Raw genomic sequence first — 21,180 nt, forward strand, 5'->3', positions numbered from 1 at the left:
AGTCTTTCTCTGCGGTTACCGCATTCACATAAAAGAGGAATGACTATGACAGTTCTTAATCACCCCACCTGCAAACTATTCACCGATCCTGGACGTTTTACGCAACTCTGCGCTTACTATGAGGAGGAACGCCGTACCGTCTGGATGATGCTGCGGGCGCAGCCGCGTCCCTGCTTTAATCATGCCCTGATAGAAGAAATCATGAACCTGGGGTATCTGGTGCAGAAAAGTGAATATCAAGTCGATTTCTGGGTGACCGGTTCTCTGGTTCCCGGCATCTACAATGCAGGCGGCGATTTGCATTTTTTTGTCGATTGCATTCGCAACGGAAGGCGTGAAGCGCTGCGCGCCTATGCACGCGCCTGCGTGGATTGCGTACATGCGGCCTCGAGAGGGTTTGATACCGGCGCGATTAGCCTTGCGATGGTTGAAGGCAGCGCGTTAGGCGGCGGGTTTGAGGCGGCGTTAGCGCATCATTTTGTGCTGGCGCAGCGCGATGCCCGGCTCGGTTTTCCGGAAGTGGCGTTTAATCTGTTTCCCGGGATGGGCGGTTATTCACTGGTGACCCGTCGGGCAGGGATGCGGCTTGCCGAGAATCTCATTTTTACTGGCGAGTCACACACCGCCGAATGGCATCAGCAGAATGGCCTGGTGGATGAGTTATTCGAACCGGGCCACGGCTATATCGCTACCCGGACCTTTATCGACACGCTGCAACCCCGGCTTAACGGCGTGCGCGCGATGCTGCGCGCCCGCCAGCGGGTAATGACGCTGCCGCGTGCTGAATTGATGGATATTACCGAGGACTGGGTGGAAGCGGCTTTTTGTCTGGAGCCGAAGGACATCGCCTATATGGAACGGCTGGTGCTGTTGCAGAATCGCCACAACACCAGCGCGTTGCGTAAAGCCAGTTAACGCATCATTCGGGTTTGATAACGTTTAAGCCAGCGCTCGAGTGCGGCAGCGGGCATTGGTTTAGCAAATAAAAATCCTTGCCGTTCATTGACGCCGTTCTTAGTCAGAAAGGCGTCTTCTTTTGCGTTTTCCACACCCTCTGCAATTACCTGTAAATTCAACGCCTGGGCCACTGCTACAATCGCGCGCACCAGTGACTGCGACACCGACTGCTTGTGCACATTGCTGACAAAAGTCTGGTCGAGTTTTATCGCGTCAATAGGGAAACGCGCCAGCTGCGACAGCGACGAATACCCGGTCCCGAAATCATCAAGGTGAATTTGCGCCCCGAGGCTGCTGAATTGCTGGATCACCGACAGCGCCAGCTCTTCGTTTTCGATTAAACAGCTTTCGGTTAGCTCCACGTCAATGGGGCAGTATTCGAAATTCAGATCCCCCAGCGCCTGTTTTAAATCGGTAAAAATAGTTTGATCGGCAAGCTGGCGTGCCGAGACGTTAACCGCCACCCGCAGATTGATCCCTTTATCGCGCCACTTTGCCACCTGGCGTACCACATCGAGCATAACCCAGCGCCCAAGTGGCACAATCAGCCCTGATTCTTCCGCGTAGGCGATAAAATCCTGCGGCTGGATCATACCGCGCTCCGGCGACTGCCAGCGCACCAGTGCTTCCACGCTACGCACCTCGCCGCGCCAGGTAATTTTCGGCTGATAGTGGATAACCAGCTGATCGTTATCCAGGGCTTTGCGCAGGTTGGTATCGAGCCATAAATACTCGAATACCCGTTGATTCATCTCAGGGGAAAATACGCAAAACTTGCCGCGCCCGCCTTCTTTGGCGGTATACATGGCGGTATCAGCGTTGCGGATCACGCTCTCATGATCCAGACCGTGCTGTGGTGCCAGGGCGATGCCCAGTGAACAGCTGGTATAGACTTCGATAAGCCCGATGCGGAACGGCTGCTTCAGACGGGTGAGAATGCGCGACGCCATCGCCTCCAGCGCGCTCTGGGACGTGTCGTTGGCCAGCACGATGAACTCGTCGCCGCCGAGCCGCGCCAGCACCTGACCCTCTTCGAGGCAGCTTAATATCGCCAGCGAAACCGACTGGAGTAGCTGATCGCCGAACAGATGCCCATAGGCATCATTCACTTTTTTAAAATTATCCAAATCCAGATACACCACGCCAACCTGGGTCTCGGCACGCTGGGTAATGGCTTCAGTGATTAATTCATAAATGGCGTTGCGGTTGGGTAAACCGGTGACGGTATCGGTGTTAGCTAATACCCGTAGGCGCTCCTGGGCGCGGCGCTCTTCGGTAATATCGGTGCCGGAACAGATAAGGAAAATTTCATTTTTCCCGCTGCCGCTGTGGACAAATTTATTGCGGAATAAAAATAGCCGTTGTCCTTTGCGGGTTTTTATCCAGCGCTCGACTTCATAAGAACTGCCGTCGCGGAAGAATGTGGATATATTCTGGCGGGACGCCGCGGCTTCAGACGGGCTCATAAATAATTTATAAACGTTCTGGCCGATAACTTCGTGCTCTTTGAGCCCGGTATATTCTTCGCACAGCCGATTAAAGCGCTGGATATTCCCCATCTTGTCGAGAATAACAATCACTGAATTTGCTTCAGAGACCACCTGTTCGGCGAAGGATAGCCCCTGGACTAAATCCCGGGCGACGGAAGGGGTATCATTCCATGCGGAAGCGGTACCCGCCCATTCACGGCGGGAAATTTTTCGGCCCACTAAATGTAATGGCATCGTCACGCCAAAAAAAGAAACATTCAGAGTGACGCTGGACGTGATTACCGTCATTTCACGTATTTGTAATGCTTCTTCCGGCGTCAGGCTAATAACCTGATTGCTGTCGCCATTTTCCGTTGCGGATAATTGCAATGCGTTACTATCCAGCGGCAGCCGCCAGTAAGGGCTGGCCGTTCCCAAATAGCGATACAGCAAGTTTTGTTCCAGGTCATCTTTCATGGGTTCTCCTGAACACCGTTTTAAAATCGCAACCGCTGAATTTTATAACGAAAATCAAGCGTTACTGGCAAGCAGGATTAGAACGTAATTATTTTGTTTTTGCAGAAGTTAATTGATTTATCGTGGCAATGTGAAGTGTAGCACTAACTGCTTAGTTCATCGTTATTAATGAATAACAACGCTAAACGCTATTTTACCGGGAAAAGCCGACGCACGTTGCGAGCAGAAACAACAATACTGGTCTGCTTTTACCGTAAAAATCTGAAAATACTCCCCGGCGTTAACCGGGGAGGAATACATTACGCTGCCGGACGTGCAATCACGCTACGGGTTTCCATGCGCACTTCAGCGATGGTCACATCGATCACGTCAGTGACTTTATAGGCCACTTCGCCCTTGATCTGCACGGTGCCGTTTTCCTGGCTGCATACCAGCTCATCGCGCACAGCATGAAGGAACGGGGCAGGGATAAACGCCACTGCGCCATTATCCACCAGGCGCACGCGCATGCCGCCGCGGCTGATATCGATAATTTCCGCCGCGAAACGGCTATCGGTACCGGCTTTATCTTTAAGGAATCGCGCATACAACCAGTCGCCGACGTCGCGCTCCGCCATACGGTTGGCGCGGCGGCGCTCCGCCATTGGCGTCAGCACGTCTTCCTGCGGACGCTCTGCGGTTTCACCTTTGATAATGGCTTTCAGCAGGCGATGGTTGATCATATCGCCATACTTGCGGATCGGCGACGTCCAGGTGGCGTAGGCCTCAAGCCCCAGACCAAAGTGCGCGCCCGGCTCGGTGCTGATTTCCGCAAAGGACTGGAAGCGGCGGATGCGGCTGTCCAGGAAGCCGGTTGGCTGAGCGTCCAGTTCACGGCGCAGTTTGCAGAAGCCTTCCAGCGTCAGCACTTCCTGGGCATCAACATGCATACCGTGGGATTGCAGCAGGGTAGCCAGATGTTCGGTATTGGCCGGATCGAACCCAGCGTGAACGTTGTAAATGCCGAAGCCCAGCTTATCGCGCAGCACGCGTGCGGCGCAGACGTTGGCAGCGATCATCGATTCTTCCACGATGCGGTTGGCGATGCGGCGCGGCTCTGCCACGATATCCAGCACTTCGCCTTTCTCGCCCAGCACAAAACGGTAGTCCGGACGGTCTTTAAATACCAGCGCATGCTGGTGACGCCAGCTATTACGGCGCTCGCAGACCTGTTGCAGCAGGCGGATTTGTTGGGCAATCGCTTCGCTTTCCGGCTGCCACTCGCCGCTGTTTTCCAGCCAGTCGGAGACATTGTCATAGGCCAGTTTGGCTTTAGACTCTACGGTCGCGGCAAAGAAACGGATATCGTCAGCGATAGCGCCGTCTTGCTGGATCACCATGCGGCAGGCCAGCGCCGGACGCGCTTCGTGGGCGCGCAGCGAGCACAGATCGTCTGACAGCTCGCGCGGCAGCATCGGGATATTAAAGCCCGGCAGATAGTTGGTAAACGCGCGGACTTTCGCCATGCCGTCGAGCTTGCTGTTCGGCGCAATCCAGGCGGTAGGGTCGGCAATCGCCACGGTCAGCGCCAGGCTGCCGTCTTCACGCTGTTCGACAAACAGCGCATCGTCCATATCTTCGGTACTGGCGCTGTCGATGGTGACAAAATCCAGTGCGGTGAGATCTTCGCGCACCAGGCCTTCATCCAGCATCTCCGTCGCCACGCCGTTTGGCGCTTCGCGTTCCAGATTATGGCGCGCCAGGGTTACCCACCACGGGGCAAAATGATCGTCGCCAAAGGTGATGAACTGAGTAAGCTCCGCGTAGAAACCGCGATCGCCTTTCAACGGGTGGCGGCGCATTTCGGCCACTGCCCAGTCGCCGTTCTGGAAATCGTGCTCAACATTCCGGGCGGCGCGGCAGGAGATGACGTCTTTAATCAGGGGATGATCCGGCACAATGGAAAGACGGTCGTCTTTCTTTTGTACCCGGCCAACGAAGCGGGTCAGGAAAGGTTCAATCAGCGTTTCTGGTTCAGCGCTCTCTTTCTCTTTTTCAGTGTGGATCACCGCGCTGATCCGGTCGCCGTGCATCACTTTCTTCATCTGCGGCGGCGGGATGAAGTAGCTTTTTTGCGCGTCAACTTCGAGAAAACCAAATCCTTTTTCGGTGGCTTTTACCACGCCTTCAGCGCGTGGCGTTTGGGAATGCAGTTGCTGTTTAAGCTGCGCTAGCAGCGGGTTATCCTGAAACATATTTTCGCATTTTCGTGGCCAATTGAGCGGCTGACAGTTTTACGCGATTCCGGGGGTGGCAGCAAGCGCTCTTTGCCCTGGAATCGCGAGATCGCGCGGTTTCAGGCGATATCGCCAAATCCCAGTTTCAGACGGTTAAGCCAGCCGCAGAAGCCTGTCCATATCAGCAAACGCAGCGCCTGGTCAGGTGATAATCCCTGGGTTATTAATGGTTCGAGATGCGCCGGGCTAAAGCGATCCGGAGCGCGAGCCAGCCATTGTGTGGCGTGGATAACGGCTCGCTCTAAGGGATGGTGATGGCTCCAGGCATTCAGAGCCCGTTCGCCGTTACGCACCGCGTCGACCAGGCCCGCGTCGCCGCGCCATGCCTGAGCCGTATCGTTGAAGCAGGCTACGCTACCGTTAATCCGGGCGCTGACCAGCGCGGCGACACTGGCGACAGGGTGGAGATCCGGCGAGGGCTGCAACTGCGTACTGAGCTGCACAAAAGGCTCCAGCGCCAGCGGCTCCTGAATCAATAAACCCGCCATTTCACGCAGCAGCGGCTGCTGAGTGCACTGTAAGAAACGCTCAGTAAGCCGCTCGTTAGCCAGCGGTGCGTCGTATTGAGGAAAATCGGCGCGCCAATTCGCCGGCGTTTGATGAAAACGTTCAGCAGGCGCATCCTGCTGAATATCAAAACCGGGCAGCCAGCGTACCGGGATCCCCATCGCGGCTTGAAAAACCGCGACCACTCGCGCCTGAAAACCCACGAAGCCGATGATTTGGTTAAACGCGACGATATCTGCGACGGACAGCCCGGCCTCTTCGAGCTGGCGGCGCAAATTGCCATCAATCAGCGTAGGCTGGCTGGCAAGCTGGCGCGCGTACTGGGTGATCAGCGTTAAGCGGCGATTGCTTTCCCGGGAGGAGTCCGGGCCGGGCAGCGGCGTAAGGCGAGCGGCGTAGTGATTACACAACCGCTGGACGCCATACACCTGCGCCACCGTGAGCGCGGTGCTTAGACGATCGTAACTGCTCAGCGTATTGAGCCGGTTGGGTACGAGGTGTTCGGGGAAAAACAGCGCGCTAAGTTTACGGGCAGTGGATAACCATAACCGGTGAGGAGCCAGCAGGGCGTCATCTACCGTTAAATCCAGCAAAAACCGATCCTGCACATGGGCAGCTTCCGGTACCAGCGACACCACATCATCAGGAAGACGGCTTGACTGGGTTTCATGATACCAGTGGTTACGACCGGTTTCGCGGCGGCGTTGTTCCATGAGCTTTCCTTGAAAAAAATGAAAGACCCGAAGCCCGGTCGGCTTACCGGGCCTGGTTCGCAGCCTTATCCTGCCGTAAGGGCAACGGCCCACAAAAGATTGTTCAGTGATATTTAAGATCGGAAAGCTATAAACACGAGGAGAGCAATGCAGCGAGGGTAATAAAAAAGGCGGGCTTCAGCCCGCCTTGGTAATACAGCAAAAGGAATTATTTCAGTTCCAGCTCGTTCATCGCAGCGATGCTGAAACCGCCGTCTACGTGAACCACTTCACCGGTAATGCCTGCAGACAGATCGGAGCACAGGAATGCGGCGCTGTTGCCCACATCTTCAATGGTCACGGTGCGGCGAATCGGGGTAACCGCTTCGCAATGCGCCAGCATTTTACGGAAATCTTTAATGCCGGATGCCGCCAGGGTGCGAATTGGGCCTGCGGAGATGCCGTTGACGCGCACGCCTTCCGGACCCATCGCATTCGCCATATAACGCACGTTCGCTTCCAGCGAGGCTTTTGCCAGGCCCATCACGTTGTAGTTCGGAATAGCGCGTTCTGCACCGAGGTAGGACAACGTCAGCAGGGCGGAACCCGGATTCAGCATTTCGCGGCTGGCTTTGGCCAGAGCAACAAAGCTATAAGAGCTGATGTCGTGAGCGATTTTAAAGCCTTCGCGGGTTACGGCGTTAACGTAATCGCCATCCAGCTGATCGCCCGGCGCAAAGCCGATAGAGTGTACGAAGCCGTCAAATTTCGGCCAGACTTTCGCCAGTTCCGCGAACAGCCCGTCAATGCTGGCATCTTCAGCTACGTCGCACGGCAGCACAATGCTTGAGCCCAGTTGGGCGGCAAACTCTTCCACACGGCCTTTCAGCTTGTCGTTTTGATAGGTGAACGCCAGTTCAGCCCCTTCGCGGTGCATCGCCTGCGCGATACCAAAGGCGATGGAAAGTTTGCTGGCGACGCCAGTCACCAGAATGCGCTTACCGGTAAGAAAACCCATAGCTTTTAATCCTTATCTTCATTGTTGTGGCGCCCGATTCAGCGACCGGGCGTCGTTAAACGCGGCGATTCTAACATGTCTCGCCGAATCCGTTAATCCGACCACTCAACGTACCATGCCGTGGTCTTTACGCCAGGCATCCGCCGTTAACGCCTCACCGAAATGGCTGGCGATTAACCGCTTAGTTAAGTCATGCAACGGAGAGGCCAGCACGTCGGCAGTGCTGCCGCGCTCCACCACTTCGCCCTGGTGCATCACCATCACCAAATCGCTGATGTGCTTCATCATGCCGATATGCTGGGTCACGTAGATGTAGGAGATACCCTGTTTTTCCTGCAACTCCAGCATCAGGTTGATTAACTGTGAGCGCATAGACATATCCAGCGAGGCCAGCGCCTCGTCGGCGATAATCACTTTCGGGCGCAGGATCAGCGCGCGCGCCAGACCAAGACGCTGCTTCTGTCCTGGTGCCAGCATATGCGGATAATAGCTGGCGTGATCCGGCAGCAGGCCCACCATCCGCAGCGTTTCCAGAATCTGCTTTTGACGCAGCTCCGGCTCCAGATCGGTATTCAGCCGCAGGGGGAAATCGAGGATCTGCGAAACGCGCTGGCGCGGATTCAGCGATGTCGATGGGTCCTGAAAAATCATCCGGATGCGCTGGCTGCGGAATGAGTAATCACCGTAGTGCAGTTTATGATCGTCGATCACCACATCCCCGCTGGTGGGTTCCACCATCCCGGCGAGCATTTTTGCCAGCGTCGATTTCCCCGAGCCGTTTTCACCGATAATCGCCAGGGTTTGCTTTTCCCGCAGGGTAAAGCTTAACGGCTTAACGGCTTCCACGGTCTGGCGGTGAAACCAGCCGGTGCGATAGCGAAAGGTTTTGCTGAGGTTGCGGACTTCAAGCAGCGTCTCGACCATTTCACTCTTTCTCCATATTCAGCGGGAAATGGCAGGCGAAAAGATGCCCTCGCGGCCCGGCCAGGCGCGGCGTTTCAACGCATTTTCGCTGAGCGTACGGGCAGCGCGGCCCCAGGCGGCAGCCAATCGGTAGTTGCTCCAGCAGCGGGATCGCGCCCTGTAGCGTGTTCAGGCGGCTTTTGTGCGGCATCGCGCTGCCGAAGTCAGGGATTGCGCGGATCAGCGCCTGGGTATACGGATGATGGGGCATGGTGATCAGCTCTTCGCTCGCCGCGGTTTCCACCGTCTGGCCGCAGTACATCACGTTGATGCGGTCAGCCCACTGGCTGAGCATCTGCAAATCGTGGCTGATTAGCAAAATCGTGGTGTTGTTATTCTGGTTCAGCCGGGTCAACAGGCGGAAAATCTGCGCCTGAGTGGTGGGCTCCATGGCGTTGGTCGGCTCATCGGCAATCAGCAAGCGCGGCTGATTGGCCAGCGCGATGGCGATCATTACTTTCTGGCACTCGCCGTCGGTCAGCTCATACGGGAAGCTGTTCATCGCGTCTTTATGATCTTTAATCCCCACCCGGTGCAGCAGCTCGATGGCGCGCAGTTTGCGCCAGCCGAAGCGCTGCCACCAGCGGCCTTTATATGTCCAGGCGGGAATGTTTTGCATCAGCTGGCGGCCCACTTTCTCTGAAGGGTCCAGACAGGACTGCGGCTCCTGGAAAATCATCGACACGTTATGGCCTACCAGCCGCCGCCGCTCGCGCGCCGACAGGCGCAGCAGGTCGATATCGTCAAAACGCATACGGTCAGCGGTCACGCGCCAGTTGTCCTTGGTCACGCCGCAAATCGCTTTGGCGATTAGGCTTTTACCGGAACCCGATTCGCCGACCAGCCCGCGGATTTCCCCCTCGGCCAGCGTCATGCTGACGCGATCGACGGCTTTTACCCACTCGTCACCGGCTTTGAATTCAATGGTGAGATTACGGATATCAAGTAACGGCATTATTCCACTCCCGCATTAATGGCGCGTCGGATACCTTCGCCAAGCAGGTTGATCAGCAGCACGCTGACCATAATGGCGGCACCGGGCAGCATCACCGTCCACGGCGCGACATAAATCAATTCTAGCGCATCCCCCAGCATCGCTCCCCATTCGGGCGAGGGCAGCTGCGCGCCGAGATCGAGAAAGCCAAGCGCGGCAATGTCCAGCACCGCCATCGACAGGGCGCGCGTCACTTCACTGACAAACACCGACGCGGTATTCGGCAGTACCGCGAACCAGAGGATATTCAGGGTTGATGCGCCGTCAAGACGGGCCGCTACTACGTACTCTTTTTCCAGCTCGTCATGCACCATGCTGTAAACCGAGCGCACGATGCGCGGCAGCAGCGCCAGCCACACCGCGAACATCGCATGGGTCAGCCCCGGCCCGGCAAACGCCACCACGATAATCGCCAGCAGCAGGGAAGGGATCGACAGCAGGGTATCGAGAATATGGTTCAGCAGCGCCGAGCGCAGGCCGTGGGTGGACCCGGCGATCACGCCCAGCACCAGCCCGACGACCGCCGCGGCCAGCGTCACCACGAACGCGCCGCCGACGGTCGGGGCCGCGCCGCTCAGCAGACGGCTTAATACATCGCGGCCTAAATCATCGGTGCCTAAAAAGAACGACACTTCGCCATAGCGCGACCACGACGGCGGCAGCAGCTGATAGCCTAGAAACTGCTGGTTGATGTCATAAGGGGAAAACAGCGAGCCAAACAGGCACAAGAGCACCAGACCGGCGCAGCCGTACAGGCCGACCATCGCCATGGTATCGCCATAGAATTTGCGCCATACCGTGCGTAATGCCCCCGGCGGGCGTTTTTCGCTGTAAACATTATCGTAGGGCATACCATTCCTTATGCTTCAGCGGGTTCGCCATGGCCCCGAGAATATCCGACAGCACGTTAACCGCGATCACCAGTGCGCCAATGACCATCACCCCGGCGGAAATCGCCGCATAATCCTGCTGGCGGATGGCGTTAATCAACCAGCGCCCCAGCCCTGGCCAGCTAAACACCATTTCGGTGATCATCGCCAGCGTCAGCATGGTGGAGAACTGCAGGCCCAGACGCGGGATCACCGGCGGCAGAGCGTTATGCAGCACGTGGCGGCGCAAAATGGTGATCCGCGACAGGCCGCGCGTGGCTGCCGCTTTCACATAGTTTTGATCGAACACCTCGATGGTGCTGATGCGCATCAGGCGGATCACTTCCGTGGTGGGAGCCAGCGCCAGGGTCAGCACCGGCAGCACCATATGGCGCGCGGCGCTGATGATCATCTCATCGCGCCACGGCGAATCCGACAGCCAGGCGTCAATCAGCGCGAACCCGGTGACCTGCTTAACCTCATACAGCAGGTCGAAACGGCCTGAAACCGGCAGCCAGCCCAGGGTGAGCGAGAAAAACAGCGTCAGCAGCAGCGCCAGCCAGAATACCGGAATCGACAGGCCCACCAGCGCCAGCCCGCTGATAAAGGTGTCCTGCCATTTGTTGCGCAGGATCCCGGCCAGCATCCCCACCGGGATGCCCACCAGTAGCGCAAAGCCAAACGCCAGAATGCACAGCTCCATGGTGGCCGGGAACACTTCCCGCAGTTGGGCGGTGATGGGCTGGCCGTTGATGCTGGACACGCCGAAGTCCCAGTGCAGCACGCCGTCAAACCAGAACCACCAGGCGTTCCACAGCGATGCGCCCTGAAGCGGGGCGTGCGGCGTAAAGTAGCTCAGGCTGAAGCCGACAATGCTTAAAAACAGCAGCGTTACCAGCAGCAGCAATAAGCGACGCAGGGTAAAAATAATCATGGCGCTTTCACCTCCGCCTCGTCCCGGGATACCCCGGCGAATGACGCGTTGCCGAACGGGCTCAATACCAGCCCTTTAATATCATAGCGCGACGCCTGTAGCCGCAGGGAGGACGCCAGCGGCAGAACCGGCAGCTCCTTCGCCAGCATCCGCTGGGCCTCATCGTAGGCTTCGATGCGTGCCGCCAGTTGCTGAGAGGAAAGCGCTTTTTGCAGCACCTCGTCGAATTCACGGTTGCACCAGTGGGCGACGTTACTCTGGGAGCGGATCGCCGCACAGCTCAGCAAGGGCCGGAAGAAGCTGTCCGGGTCGTTACTGTCGGTGGCCCAGCCGGCCAGCGTCAGGTCATGATTCATATCCATCAGCCGCGCTTCCTGGAAACGGCCTTCTACCGGCACGATCACCACCGTCACGCCCACCTGGGCCAGGTCGGCCTGAATCAGCTCGGCGGTTTTCAGCGGGCTGGGGTTCCAGGCCTGAGAGCTGGTCGGCACCCACAGCTGTAGGGTTAAATTCTGAACGCCCAGCGCCTCAAGCTGCGCTTTGGCCTTAGCGGGATCGTATTCGGTAATTTTCGCATCGTTATCATAGGCCCACGACGCGCGCGGCAAAATCGACGCGGCGGTTTCAGCGGTGCCGTAATAAATCGACTGCATCAGGCGTTGATTGTTGATTGCCAGCGCCAGCGCGTGGCGGACCGCCGGGTTATTCAGCGGCGCTTTATTGGTGTTGAATCCCAGATAGGCGATGTTCATGCCGGGGCGCAGCGTCAGACGCAGGCGCGGGTCGTCGCGTAAAATCGACAACTGGCTGGCGGCAGGCCAGGCCAGCACATCGCACTCGCCGGTCAGCAATTTTGATAAGCGCCCGGTGCCGCCGGAACCCAGATCGATAACCACCTGCGGCATCAGCGGCCTACCGCGCCAGAAGCTGTCGTGGCGCGCCAGGCGAATAAACTGCCCGGCGCGGTATTCGCTCAGCTTGAACGGGCCAGTGCCCACGGGTTCGCGGTCCAGCATCTCCTGGCGGTCAGCTTTTGTGAGATTCCCGGCGTATTCTGCCGACATCACCGACGCGTAATGGGTCGCCAGATGCCATAAAAATGAGGCATCCGGCTGTGCGAGGCGAAACTCAACGCTATATTCGCCAATTTTACGCACGCTTTTCACCGTATCGGCAAATTGCAGGCTGTCGAAATAGGGATAGCTGGCACCGTTGACGCTGTGCCAGGGATTATTGCGATCGAAAATACGCTGGAAGCTGAACACCACGTCATCCGCGTTGAGCGGACGGGTCGGCGTAAACCAGGCGGTGGTCTGGAACTGCACGTTACGGCGCAGGTGAAAGCGATAGGTCGCGCCGTCATCCAGCACCTCCCAGCTGTCCGCCAGTTCGGAAACCAGCCGGTAGGTATAGGGGTCGACGTCCAGCAGCCGGTCATACAGCTGCGCGGCCAGGGTATCAACGGTAAGGCCGCTACCCGCTTTTTGCGGATTAAAGGTATTAACCTGTCCGCTGACGCAATAGACAAACCCGCTCTGGCGAATATCGGCAAGGGGTTTTGGGGCAGGGGCCGCATGGGCGTACCCGCCAGAAATGCCGAGCGCCATTATCAGGGAAGACAAAAATACGCGCATAAGTTTTTGAGTTATTTTGACCAATAGTCAAAGTGTATCGCACTTAGTGGGGCCAGGGAAAAATCTCTGCGCCAGTTGGCGCAAAAGCCATCACTGGGCGGCGATCTCGTGCTTTTTCAACAGGGCGCGCAGCTGGTGATAGGTCACACCCAATAACTGTGCGGCGCGTTTTTGATTGTATTTCGCCTGAGCCAGGCTGGTTTCCACCAGCGCTTTTTCGCTCTGCTGCTGCCACTGGCGTAAATCAAGCGGCAGGGCGGGCAAGCCGTTATCAGCCGTTTCAGTTTTTTGCGGCGCGGGACGGGAAAACGGGTCGACAATAATGGTATCTACCGCTGTTTCGCTGGTGCCGTGGCGATAAATCGAACGTTCCACCACGTTTTTCAGCTCGCGGATATTGCCCGGCCAGCTGTAATCCAGCAGGGTTTGTTCAGCTTCCGGCGTAAAACCGGGGAACAGCAGCCAGCCGAGTTCCCGGCACATCTGGATAGCGAACTGTTCCGCCAGCAGCATGATATCGCTGCGCCGCTCGCGCAGCGGCGGGAGCTGTACCACGTCAAACGCCAGCCGGTCGAGCAGATCGGCGCGGAAGGTCCCTTGCTCGACCAGATCCGGCAGGCTGGCGTTGGTCGCGCATACCAGACGCACGTTGACCTGCAACGGCTGGCTGCCCCCCACGCGCTCCAGCTCGCCATATTCGATCACCCTGAGCAGCTTTTCCTGCACCATCATCGGCGCGGTCGCCAGTTCATCGAGAAACAGCGTTCCGCCATCGGCACGCTCAAAGCGACCGGGGTGGCGCTTCTGCGCGCCGGTAAACGCGCCCGCTTCATGGCCGAACAGCTCGGAATCCAGCAGGTTCTCATTCAGCGCCGCGCAGTTCAGGGAGATAAACGGCCCCTGCCAGCGGCGCGACAAAAAGTGAATGCGGCTGGCAATCAGCTCCTTACCGGTCCCGCGCTCGCCAATCACCAGCACCGGTTTATCCAGCGGTGCCAGCCGGGAGACCTGTTCCAGCACTTCAAGGAAGCTATTGGCCTCGCCAATCAAATTATCTTTATATTCTGCCATGATGAAATTGACCACTTGTTGGTGGATATGACTACTATTGAAGATATCATACCTGACGGCAATATGTTCAATCTCAGTAAAAACAACAGATTATAAAACTGGCACGATGTTTGTATTAGTTATAGCGAAATCGAGCAGGGCGCGTGACGCCCGGATAATCAAAGAGGATTGAGTTATGGGTATTTTTTCTCGTTTTGCCGACATCGTGAACGCCAACATCAACTCCCTGCTGGAAAAAGCAGAGGACCCGCAAAAGCTGGTGCGTCTGATGATTCAGGAAATGGAAGACACCTTAGTTGAAGTGCGTTCCACCTCCGCTCGCGCGCTGGCTGAAAAGAAACAGCTGAGCCGTCGCATTGAGCAGGCAACCGCTCAGCAGGCCGAATGGCAGGAAAAAGCCGAACTGGCGCTGCGCAAAGATAAAGACGATTTAGCCCGTGCGGCGCTGATTGAAAAACAAAAGCTGACCGACCTGATTACGGTACTGACCGACGAAGCCACTCAGGTTGACGAAACCCTGGCGCGGATGAAAACCGAAATCGGCGAACTGGAGAATAAACTTCAGGAAACCCGCGCTCGCCAGCAGGTGTTGACGCTGCGCCACCAGGCCGCATCGTCCTCCCGCGACGTGCGCCGCCAGCTCGACAGTGGCAAAATTGATGAAGCCATGGCGCGTTTCGAATCGTTCGAGCGCCGTATCGATCACATGGAAGCAGAAGCCGAAAGCCAGCGTTTTGGCAAACAAAAAAATCTCGATCAGCAGTTTGCCGATCTCAAAGCGGACGATGAAATCAGCGCTCAACTGGCTGCGCTTAAAGCCAAAGTACAGCGCGACGTTGAATAAAAACTTTGCTGCGGCGGTATGACGCGCCGCAGCGCTTTTACTGTCAAGGAGTACACATGAGCGCACTTTTTCTCGCCATACCGCTAACCATTTTCGTGCTGTTCGTCGCGCCGATTTGGCTGTGGTTGCACTACAGCAATCGCAGTTCGCGCAGCGAGTTAACGCAAAGTGAACAGCAGCGCCTGGCGCAATTGACTGAAGAGGCTCGCCGGATGCGCGAACGCATTCAGTCGCTGGAGCAGATTCTGGATGCCGAACACCCCAACTGGAGAAATGATTAATGACCACCTCTTTTGGAAATCGCAAATTGTGGCGCATTCCCCAGCAGGGCATGGTTAAAGGGGTATGCGCGGGCATCGCTCAGTATCTCGACGTGCCGGTGAAGCTGGTGCGCCTGATCGTGGTGCTGTCGATGTTTTTTGGTCTGTTCTTTTTTACCCTGGTGGCGTACATCGCCCTGACGTTTATTCTCGACCCGATGCCGGAAGGCGCAGAGCAGGGCGAAGGCGCGCCGCGCAGCGGTGATTTGCTGAACGACGCCGATGCCCAACTGGCCGAATCCGAGCAGCGCTTACGCGCCATGGAGCGTTACGTGACCTCTGACACGTTCACGTTGCGCAGCCGATTCCGTCAGCTTTAACCTTTTTCTGGAGAGCGAATGAAACCAACCCGTTGGCAGCAGGCTTCTGTGAAAGCGCGTCCCGGCCTGAAACTGGCCGGCAAACTGATCATTCTCGGCGCATTGCGTTACGGGCCTGCGGGCGTAGCAGGCTGGGCGGTGAAGTCGGTCGCGCGCCGACCGGTTAAAATGCTGTTGGCCTTCGCCCTCGAACCGCTGTTAAAACGCCTGGCGACCCGACTGTCGCGCAATTTCAAACCCTGATTGACAAAAAACCCATCGCAAGGGCACAACGGGGACGTGCCTGACCGCTAAATCATCCCCATAATACTTCTATCAATACGCTTGTTCGAAAACAGGATGACGATGAAGCGAATCAAGACTGAACTCAATGCGCTGGTCAACCGTGGCGTCGATCGCCATCTGCGGTTGGCCGTCACTGGCCTGAGCCGCAGCGGCAAAACGGCGTTTATCACCGCCATGGTGAACCAACTGTTGAACCTCCACGCTGGGGCGCGCCTCCCGCTGCTCAACGCGGTGCGCGAAGAGCGGCTGTTGGGCGTCAAGCGCGTGCCGCAGCGCGATTTGGGCGTGGCGCGTTTTACCTACGATGAAGGGCTGGCGCAGCTGTACGGCGAACCGCCCACCTGGCCGACGCCAACCCGTGGCGTTAGCGAAATGCGCCTCGCGCTGCGCTACCGCTCTAATGAATCCCTGCTGCGCCACTTTAAAGACACCTCAACGCTGTACCTGGAAATCGTCGATTATCCGGGCGAATGGCTGCTGGATTTGCCGATGCTGGCCCAGGATTACCTGAGCTGGTCACGGCAGATGACCGGGCTGCTCAAGGGCGATCGCGAAAACTGGTCGCAACCGTGGCGCAAGCTGTGCGACGGGCTCGATCCGCTCGCGCCCGCCGATGAAAACCGCCTGGCGGCGATTGCCGAAGCCTGGACCGATTATCTGCACACCTGTAAACGCGAAGGGCTGCACTTTATCCAGCCGGGGCGCTTTGTACTGCCCGGCGATATGGCGGGCGCGCCCGCGCTGCAATTCTTCCCCTGGCCGGATGTGGACGGCGTGGGCGAATCGCGCCTTGCCCAGGCGGACAAATCCACCAATGCCGGGATGCTGCGCGAACGCTATCGCTACTACTGCGAAAAAGTGGTTAAAGGCTTTTATAAAGATCACTTCCTGCGCTTTGACCGCCAGATTGTGCTGGTGGATTGCCTGCAACCGCTCAACAGCGGGCCTCAGGCGTTTAACGATATGCGTCTGGCATTAACGCAACTGATGCAAAGCTTCCACTACGGCCAACGCACGCTGTTCCGCCGCCTGTTCTCCCCGGTGATCGACAAGCTGCTGTTTGCCGCCACCAAAGCCGACCACATTACCGCCGATCAGCACGCCAATATGGTATCGCTACTACAGCAACTGGTGCAGGACGCCTGGCAAAACGCGGCGTTCGAAGGCATCAGCATGGATTGTCTGGGGCTGGCGTCGGTGCAGGCTACGCAAAGCGGGCTGGTGGACGTCAAGGGCGAAAAAATCCCGGCGTTACGCGGTCACCGATTAAGCGACGGCGCGCCGCTAACGGTTTACCCTGGCGAAGTGCCGGCGCGCCTGCCGGGCAACGCCTTCTGGCAAAACCAGGGATTCCAGTTTGAACAGTTTCGCCCCCAGCGGATGACGGTGGATACGCCGCTGCCCCATATCCGGCTGGACGCGGCGCTGGAGTTTTTAATAGGAGATAAATTGCGATGAGCGAGCCGTTAAAACCGCGAATCGATTTCGCCGAGCCGCTGCAAGCGGACCGGGAACCGCAGATCAAAAGCGCCCAGGCGTTTAGTGAGCCGGAAGCGGAGTTGTTCACCCCGGCGCTTGCTGCCGAGCTGGAACCCGACGACGGCCAGGCCGAAGCCGTGGTGGAAGCCGCGCTGCGGCCTAAGCGCAGCCTGTGGCGGCGTATGGTCACCGCCGGGCTGGCGCTGTTTGGCGTCAGCGTGGTGGCGCAGGGCGTGCAGTGGACCCTGACCGCCTGGCAAACTCAGGACTGGGTCGCGCTTGGCGGGCTGGCGGCGGGCGGGCTGATTGTTGCCGCAGGCGTTGGGGCGGTGGGCACTGAATGGCGGCGTTTGCACCGTTTGCGTGAGCGCGCCACCGAACGCGATGAGGCCCGAGAACTGTTGACCAGCCACGGCATGGGCAAGGGGCGGGCGTTCTGCGAAAAACTGGCGCGTCAGGCCGGGCTGGATCAGGGCCATCCGGCGCTTCAGCGCTGGTATGCCGCTATCCATGAAACTCACAATGACCGGGAGATTGTCGAGCTGTACGCCCATCTGGTGCAGCCGGTGCTGGATAGCCAGGCGCGGCGCGAAATCAGCCGCTCGGCGGCGGAATCCACTCTGATGATCGCCGTCAGCCCGCTGGCGCTGGTGGATATGGCGTTTATCGCCTGGCGCAATTTACGCCTGATCAACCGCATCGCCGCGTTATATGGCATTGAACTTGGCTACTTCAGCCGCATCCGCCTGTTCCGGCTGGTGCTACTGAATATCGCCTTTGCCGGGGCCAGTGAAATGGTGCGTGAAATCGGTCTGGACTGGATGTCGCAGGATCTGGCAGCGCGGCTCTCCGCGCGGGCGGCGCAGGGCATTGGCGCAGGCTTGCTGACGGCGCGTCTCGGCATCAAGGCGATGGAGCTGTGCCGTCCGCTGCCGTGGCTTGACGATAAGCCGCGCCTCGGTGATTTCCGCCGTCAGTTGCTGACCCAGGTTAAAGAAACCCTGCAAAAGAAACCGCGCGATAACTAACCCTTCGGCGCTGTGAACGTTTAACTTTACGGCGCAGCGCCCAATTTTCCGCCATACTGTCAATGATTGTTGACAGACATCTTCCTGGTGAAGGTTATCTTGAGTATCATCGCCCCGTCATTGGCCCTTAAGCATGAAGGTTACCCCCATGCGTCTGGAAGTATTTTGCGAAGACCGAATCGGTCTTACCCGAGAATTACTGGATTTACTGGTGCTGCGCAGCATTGACCTGCGTGGAATCGAAATTGACCCTATCGGGCGTATCTACCTCAACTTTTCCAACCTTGATTTTGATTCGTTCAGCAGCCTGATGGCGGAAATTCGCCGCATCTCAGGCGTGACCGACGTGCGCACCGTGCCGTGGATGCCGTCGGAGCGCGAAAACCGCGCCCTGGCGGCCCTGCTGGAAGCGTTGCCGGAAGCGGTGCTATCACTGGACTTAAAAAGCAAAGTGGAACGGGCTAACCCTGCCAGCTGTGCGCTGTTCGCCATGAGCGAAGCGAAGCTGCGTAACCATAATGCCGGTGCGCTGATTAACAGCTTCAACTTCCAGCGCTGGCTGGATAGCGACCCGGTAGACTCCCATTCCGAACATACGATCATCAGCGGCCAGAACTTCCTGATGGAAATCACGCCGGTGCATCTGGAAGAGGATAAAGGCGTTAATACGCTGATTGGCGCGGTGGTGATGCTGCGCTCCACGGTGCGCATGGGCCGCCAGCTGCAAAACCTGTCGGGACTGGATGCCAGCGCGTTCAGCCAGATCGTCGCGGTCAGCCCGCGGATGCGTCAGGTGGTGGAGCAGGCGCGTAAGTTCGCCATGCTTAACGCGCCGCTGCTGATTGTCGGCGATACCGGCACCGGTAAAGATCAACTGGCCCGCGCCTGCCATCAGGCCAGCCCGCGTGCTGAAAAGCCCTATCTGGCGCTTAACTGCGGCTCTATCCCGGAAGACGTGGTGGAAAGCGAGCTGTTCGGCCACGCGCCGGGCGCTTACGCTAACGCGACGGAAGGTAAAAAAGGCTTCTTCGAACAGGCTAACGGCGGTTCGGTGCTGCTGGATGAGATCGGCGAAATGTCGCCGCGTATGCAAACCAAACTGCTGCGCTTTCTGAATGACGGCACCTTCCGGCGCGTCGGCGAGGAGCACGAAGTGCATGTCGATGTGCGGGTAATTTGCGCCACCCAGAAAAACCTGGTGGAGATGGTGCAGAAGGGCACATTCCGGGAGGATCTCTACTATCGGCTTAACGTGCTGACCCTTAACCTGCCGCCGTTGCGCGATCGTCCGCAGGACATCATGCCGCTGACCGAACTGTTTGTGGCGCGTTTTGCCGACGAACAGGGCGTGGCGCGTCCCAAGCTGTCCAGCGATCTGAGCAATATGCTGACCCGCTACGGCTGGCCGGGCAACGTGCGCCAGCTGAAAAACGCCGTTTATCGGGCGTTGACCCAGCTGGAAGGCTATGAGCTGCGTGCGCAGGATATCCTGCTGCCGGACTTTGACGCCGGATCGCTGCCGGTTGGCGAAGAGGCGATGGACGGTTCGCTGGATGAGATCACCCGGCGTTTCGAGCGTTCGGTATTGACCCAGCTTTATCGCAGCTATCCCAGCACCCGCAAGCTGGCGAAGCGCCTGGGCGTATCGCATACCGCGATTGCCAATAAACTGCGTGAATATGGATTAAGCCAGAAGAAGGGCGAAGAGTAGCGTCAGCGGCGTCCAGGCAACACGCCATGGGATATCAGGGAGTCAAGCAACGGTTGACCCTGGCGGCGAGAAGTGTAAAAAGGTTCATGTCTTTTCATGAGCCTTTTTTATTGCCCGTAAATTGCCGTTTGGCCGCACGTCATTATCGGGGCGTTAAATTTATTGGCAAAAAACGTAACAATCAGAGGTATGAGGTCATGTAATAGCTGACAGGAGCGTAATTATGTACAGCAGCGTGCAGGGTATCGATCTTCGTTTACTTCATATATTTGTGACTATCGCACAGTGCAAAGGTTTTTCTGCGGCGCAGGCGAGTCTGAATATGAACCAGTCTATTATCAGTTCCAGTATGGCTATGCTCGAAACGCGTCTGGGTTATCGATTATGCGATAGAGGCCGGAGCGGATTTCGTCTGACGGAGGAAGGAAAACGAATACTTAAATCAGCACTGGAATTATTTTCATCAATGGATAATTTTGTCGCCCAGGTAAGGGGCCTTTCCGGGAAATTGTTTGGACAGTTGTCGATTGGTTTACTGGACAGCACGTTAACTCTTCAGGACTCGCATATTTATAAAACCGTGGCGCGTTTTTATAAGCGCAATCAGGATGTTTGCCTTCAATTGTCAATTAAATCACCGACAGAACTGGAGCAGGACATTCTCAACGGACAATTGCATGCCGCCATTGCCTATACCAGCCATCGTCTTGTTGGGTTGAAATATATAAATTTGTTTACCGAAAAAGTTTCTATTTATTGCGGTAAGGATCACCCGTTATTCAATCGGGCCAGAGTCTCCACTCAGGATATCCTTCAGGCAAAATGGGTAAAGCGAGGGTATTTAATGCCTTCTAATCTGGTTCCCCTGGCGCTGCCGGACGACAACATGACGGCAAGCGCGCATCAGATGGAAGGCGTAGCGTTAATGATCCTGGCCGGTACGCATCTTGGCTACCTCCCTGAGCATTATGCAAAAACGTGGGAAGAAACGGGCGAGATGCGGGTTCTTAACCCGCAAACATTAAGCTATGAGGCGCAGCATTGTCTCATTTTTCACCAGACGCGGCCGCGCAATGAAGCCCTTGATGCGTTTATCGACGATGTGCTAACAGAACATAAAGTTACGCATCCAACGCGTCACACAGCGCATAAATAATATGACCTGAGTATTAAGCAATGTTATTCATCATTTCCGATTATTAAATAAACGCATTTCTGTAAGGTCGTTATTTAACACACGATGCCTGTCACGTTGCACCTCAGTAATGGGGGCATTGACCGGGCTGGCTACGGTTATTTCAGGCGCGATACATTGGGAAAATTGAAAGT

At 57.0% G+C, this 21,180-nt stretch carries 19 protein-coding genes; 9 read left to right on the forward strand and 10 right to left on the reverse strand.

Features of this window, described 5'->3' with window-relative positions; all coding sequences use genetic code 11:
- The first annotated feature begins 45 nt into the window (after positions 1-45).
- Positions 46-915: a crotonase/enoyl-CoA hydratase family protein gene (locus FND52_RS03480; protein WP_144129334.1), complete on the forward strand. Its 870-nt coding sequence runs from the start codon at positions 46-48 to the stop codon at positions 913-915.
- Here FND52_RS03480 and pdeR read toward each other — a convergent pair.
- The 10 genes from pdeR to pspF all read right to left on the reverse strand — a co-directional run bounded on the left by pdeR (position 912) and on the right by pspF (position 13,879).
- Positions 912-2,903: a cyclic di-GMP phosphodiesterase gene (pdeR, locus tag FND52_RS03485; protein WP_125294378.1), complete on the reverse strand. Its 1,992-nt coding sequence runs from the start codon at positions 2,901-2,903 to the stop codon at positions 912-914. The genes FND52_RS03480 and pdeR overlap by 4 nt on opposite strands.
- Positions 2,904-3,202: 299 nt before the next feature.
- Positions 3,203-5,137 carry an exoribonuclease II gene (locus FND52_RS03490; RefSeq protein ID WP_144129336.1) on the reverse strand — a complete coding sequence of 645 codons (1,935 nt, stop codon included), beginning with the start codon at positions 5,135-5,137 and terminating at the stop codon, positions 3,203-3,205.
- A gap of 101 nt (positions 5,138-5,238) precedes the next feature.
- Complete coding sequence (locus tag FND52_RS03495; RefSeq protein ID WP_144129338.1) at positions 5,239-6,399, reverse strand: CMD domain-containing protein; 1,161 nt, start codon at positions 6,397-6,399, stop codon at positions 5,239-5,241.
- 208 nt (positions 6,400-6,607) lie between these two features.
- Positions 6,608-7,396, reverse strand: coding sequence for an enoyl-ACP reductase FabI (gene fabI / locus FND52_RS03500; protein ID WP_125294381.1), 789 nt, complete (start codon positions 7,394-7,396; stop codon positions 6,608-6,610).
- 105 nt (positions 7,397-7,501) lie between these two features.
- A complete protein-coding gene (gene sapF, locus FND52_RS03505; RefSeq protein ID WP_144129340.1) occupies positions 7,502-8,320 on the reverse strand; it encodes a putrescine export ABC transporter ATP-binding protein SapF in 819 nt (272 codons plus the stop codon).
- A 1-nt stretch (position 8,321) separates the two neighbouring features.
- Positions 8,322-9,314, reverse strand: a complete 993-nt coding sequence (gene sapD / locus FND52_RS03510; protein WP_125294383.1) for a putrescine export ABC transporter ATP-binding protein SapD — start codon at positions 9,312-9,314, stop codon at positions 8,322-8,324.
- Positions 9,314-10,204, reverse strand: coding sequence for a putrescine export ABC transporter permease SapC (gene sapC / locus FND52_RS03515; protein ID WP_125294384.1), 891 nt, complete (start codon positions 10,202-10,204; stop codon positions 9,314-9,316). Before sapC ends, sapD begins: the two co-directional genes overlap by 1 nt.
- Entirely contained in the window at positions 10,191-11,156 is a 966-nt protein-coding gene (sapB, locus tag FND52_RS03520; protein WP_125294385.1) for a putrescine export ABC transporter permease SapB, read from the reverse strand. Before sapB ends, sapC begins: the two co-directional genes overlap by 14 nt.
- Entirely contained in the window at positions 11,153-12,793 is a 1,641-nt protein-coding gene (gene sapA, locus FND52_RS03525; protein ID WP_125294386.1) for an ABC transporter substrate-binding protein SapA, read from the reverse strand. Before sapA ends, sapB begins: the two co-directional genes overlap by 4 nt.
- A gap of 90 nt (positions 12,794-12,883) precedes the next feature.
- Positions 12,884-13,879 (reverse strand): phage shock protein operon transcriptional activator, encoded by a 996-nt coding sequence (gene pspF, locus FND52_RS03530; protein ID WP_167509318.1) that lies wholly within the window; start codon positions 13,877-13,879, stop codon positions 12,884-12,886.
- Between the two features lie 160 nt (positions 13,880-14,039).
- Here pspF and pspA point away from each other — a divergent pair, with 160 nt between their 5' ends.
- The 8 genes from pspA (at position 14,040) to FND52_RS03570 (ending at position 21,007) form a co-directional block, all read left to right on the forward strand.
- The gene (gene pspA / locus FND52_RS03535; RefSeq protein ID WP_144129344.1) at positions 14,040-14,708 is read left to right on the forward strand and encodes a phage shock protein PspA; all 669 of its coding nucleotides are present in this window, start codon (positions 14,040-14,042) and stop codon (positions 14,706-14,708) included.
- Between the two features lie 56 nt (positions 14,709-14,764).
- On the forward strand, positions 14,765-14,989 hold the full coding sequence (gene pspB, locus FND52_RS03540) for an envelope stress response membrane protein PspB (protein ID WP_125294389.1): 225 nt from the start codon (positions 14,765-14,767) through the stop codon (positions 14,987-14,989).
- Positions 14,989-15,348 (forward strand): envelope stress response membrane protein PspC, encoded by a 360-nt coding sequence (gene pspC, locus FND52_RS03545; protein ID WP_125294390.1) that lies wholly within the window; start codon positions 14,989-14,991, stop codon positions 15,346-15,348. The genes pspB and pspC overlap by 1 nt, the downstream gene beginning before the upstream one ends.
- An 18-nt stretch (positions 15,349-15,366) precedes the next feature.
- Positions 15,367-15,591 carry a phage shock protein PspD gene (pspD, locus tag FND52_RS03550; RefSeq protein WP_125294391.1) on the forward strand — a complete coding sequence of 75 codons (225 nt, stop codon included), beginning with the start codon at positions 15,367-15,369 and terminating at the stop codon, positions 15,589-15,591.
- 102 nt (positions 15,592-15,693) lie between these two features.
- On the forward strand, positions 15,694-17,091 hold the full coding sequence (locus FND52_RS03555; protein ID WP_144129345.1) for a YcjX family GTP-binding protein: 1,398 nt from the start codon (positions 15,694-15,696) through the stop codon (positions 17,089-17,091).
- Complete coding sequence (locus tag FND52_RS03560) at positions 17,088-18,140, forward strand: YcjF family protein (protein WP_144129347.1); 1,053 nt, start codon at positions 17,088-17,090, stop codon at positions 18,138-18,140. The genes FND52_RS03555 and FND52_RS03560 overlap by 4 nt, the downstream gene beginning before the upstream one ends.
- A gap of 148 nt (positions 18,141-18,288) precedes the next feature.
- On the forward strand, positions 18,289-19,851 hold the full coding sequence (tyrR, locus tag FND52_RS03565) for a transcriptional regulator TyrR (protein WP_125294394.1): 1,563 nt from the start codon (positions 18,289-18,291) through the stop codon (positions 19,849-19,851).
- 223 nt (positions 19,852-20,074) lie between these two features.
- Positions 20,075-21,007 carry a LysR family transcriptional regulator gene (locus FND52_RS03570; RefSeq protein ID WP_144129349.1) on the forward strand — a complete coding sequence of 311 codons (933 nt, stop codon included), beginning with the start codon at positions 20,075-20,077 and terminating at the stop codon, positions 21,005-21,007.
- Positions 21,008-21,180: the final 173 nt, after the last annotated feature.

This window comes from Atlantibacter subterraneus, from assembly GCF_007570865.1.
Classification (GTDB): Bacteria; Pseudomonadota; Gammaproteobacteria; order Enterobacterales; family Enterobacteriaceae; genus Atlantibacter; species Atlantibacter subterraneus.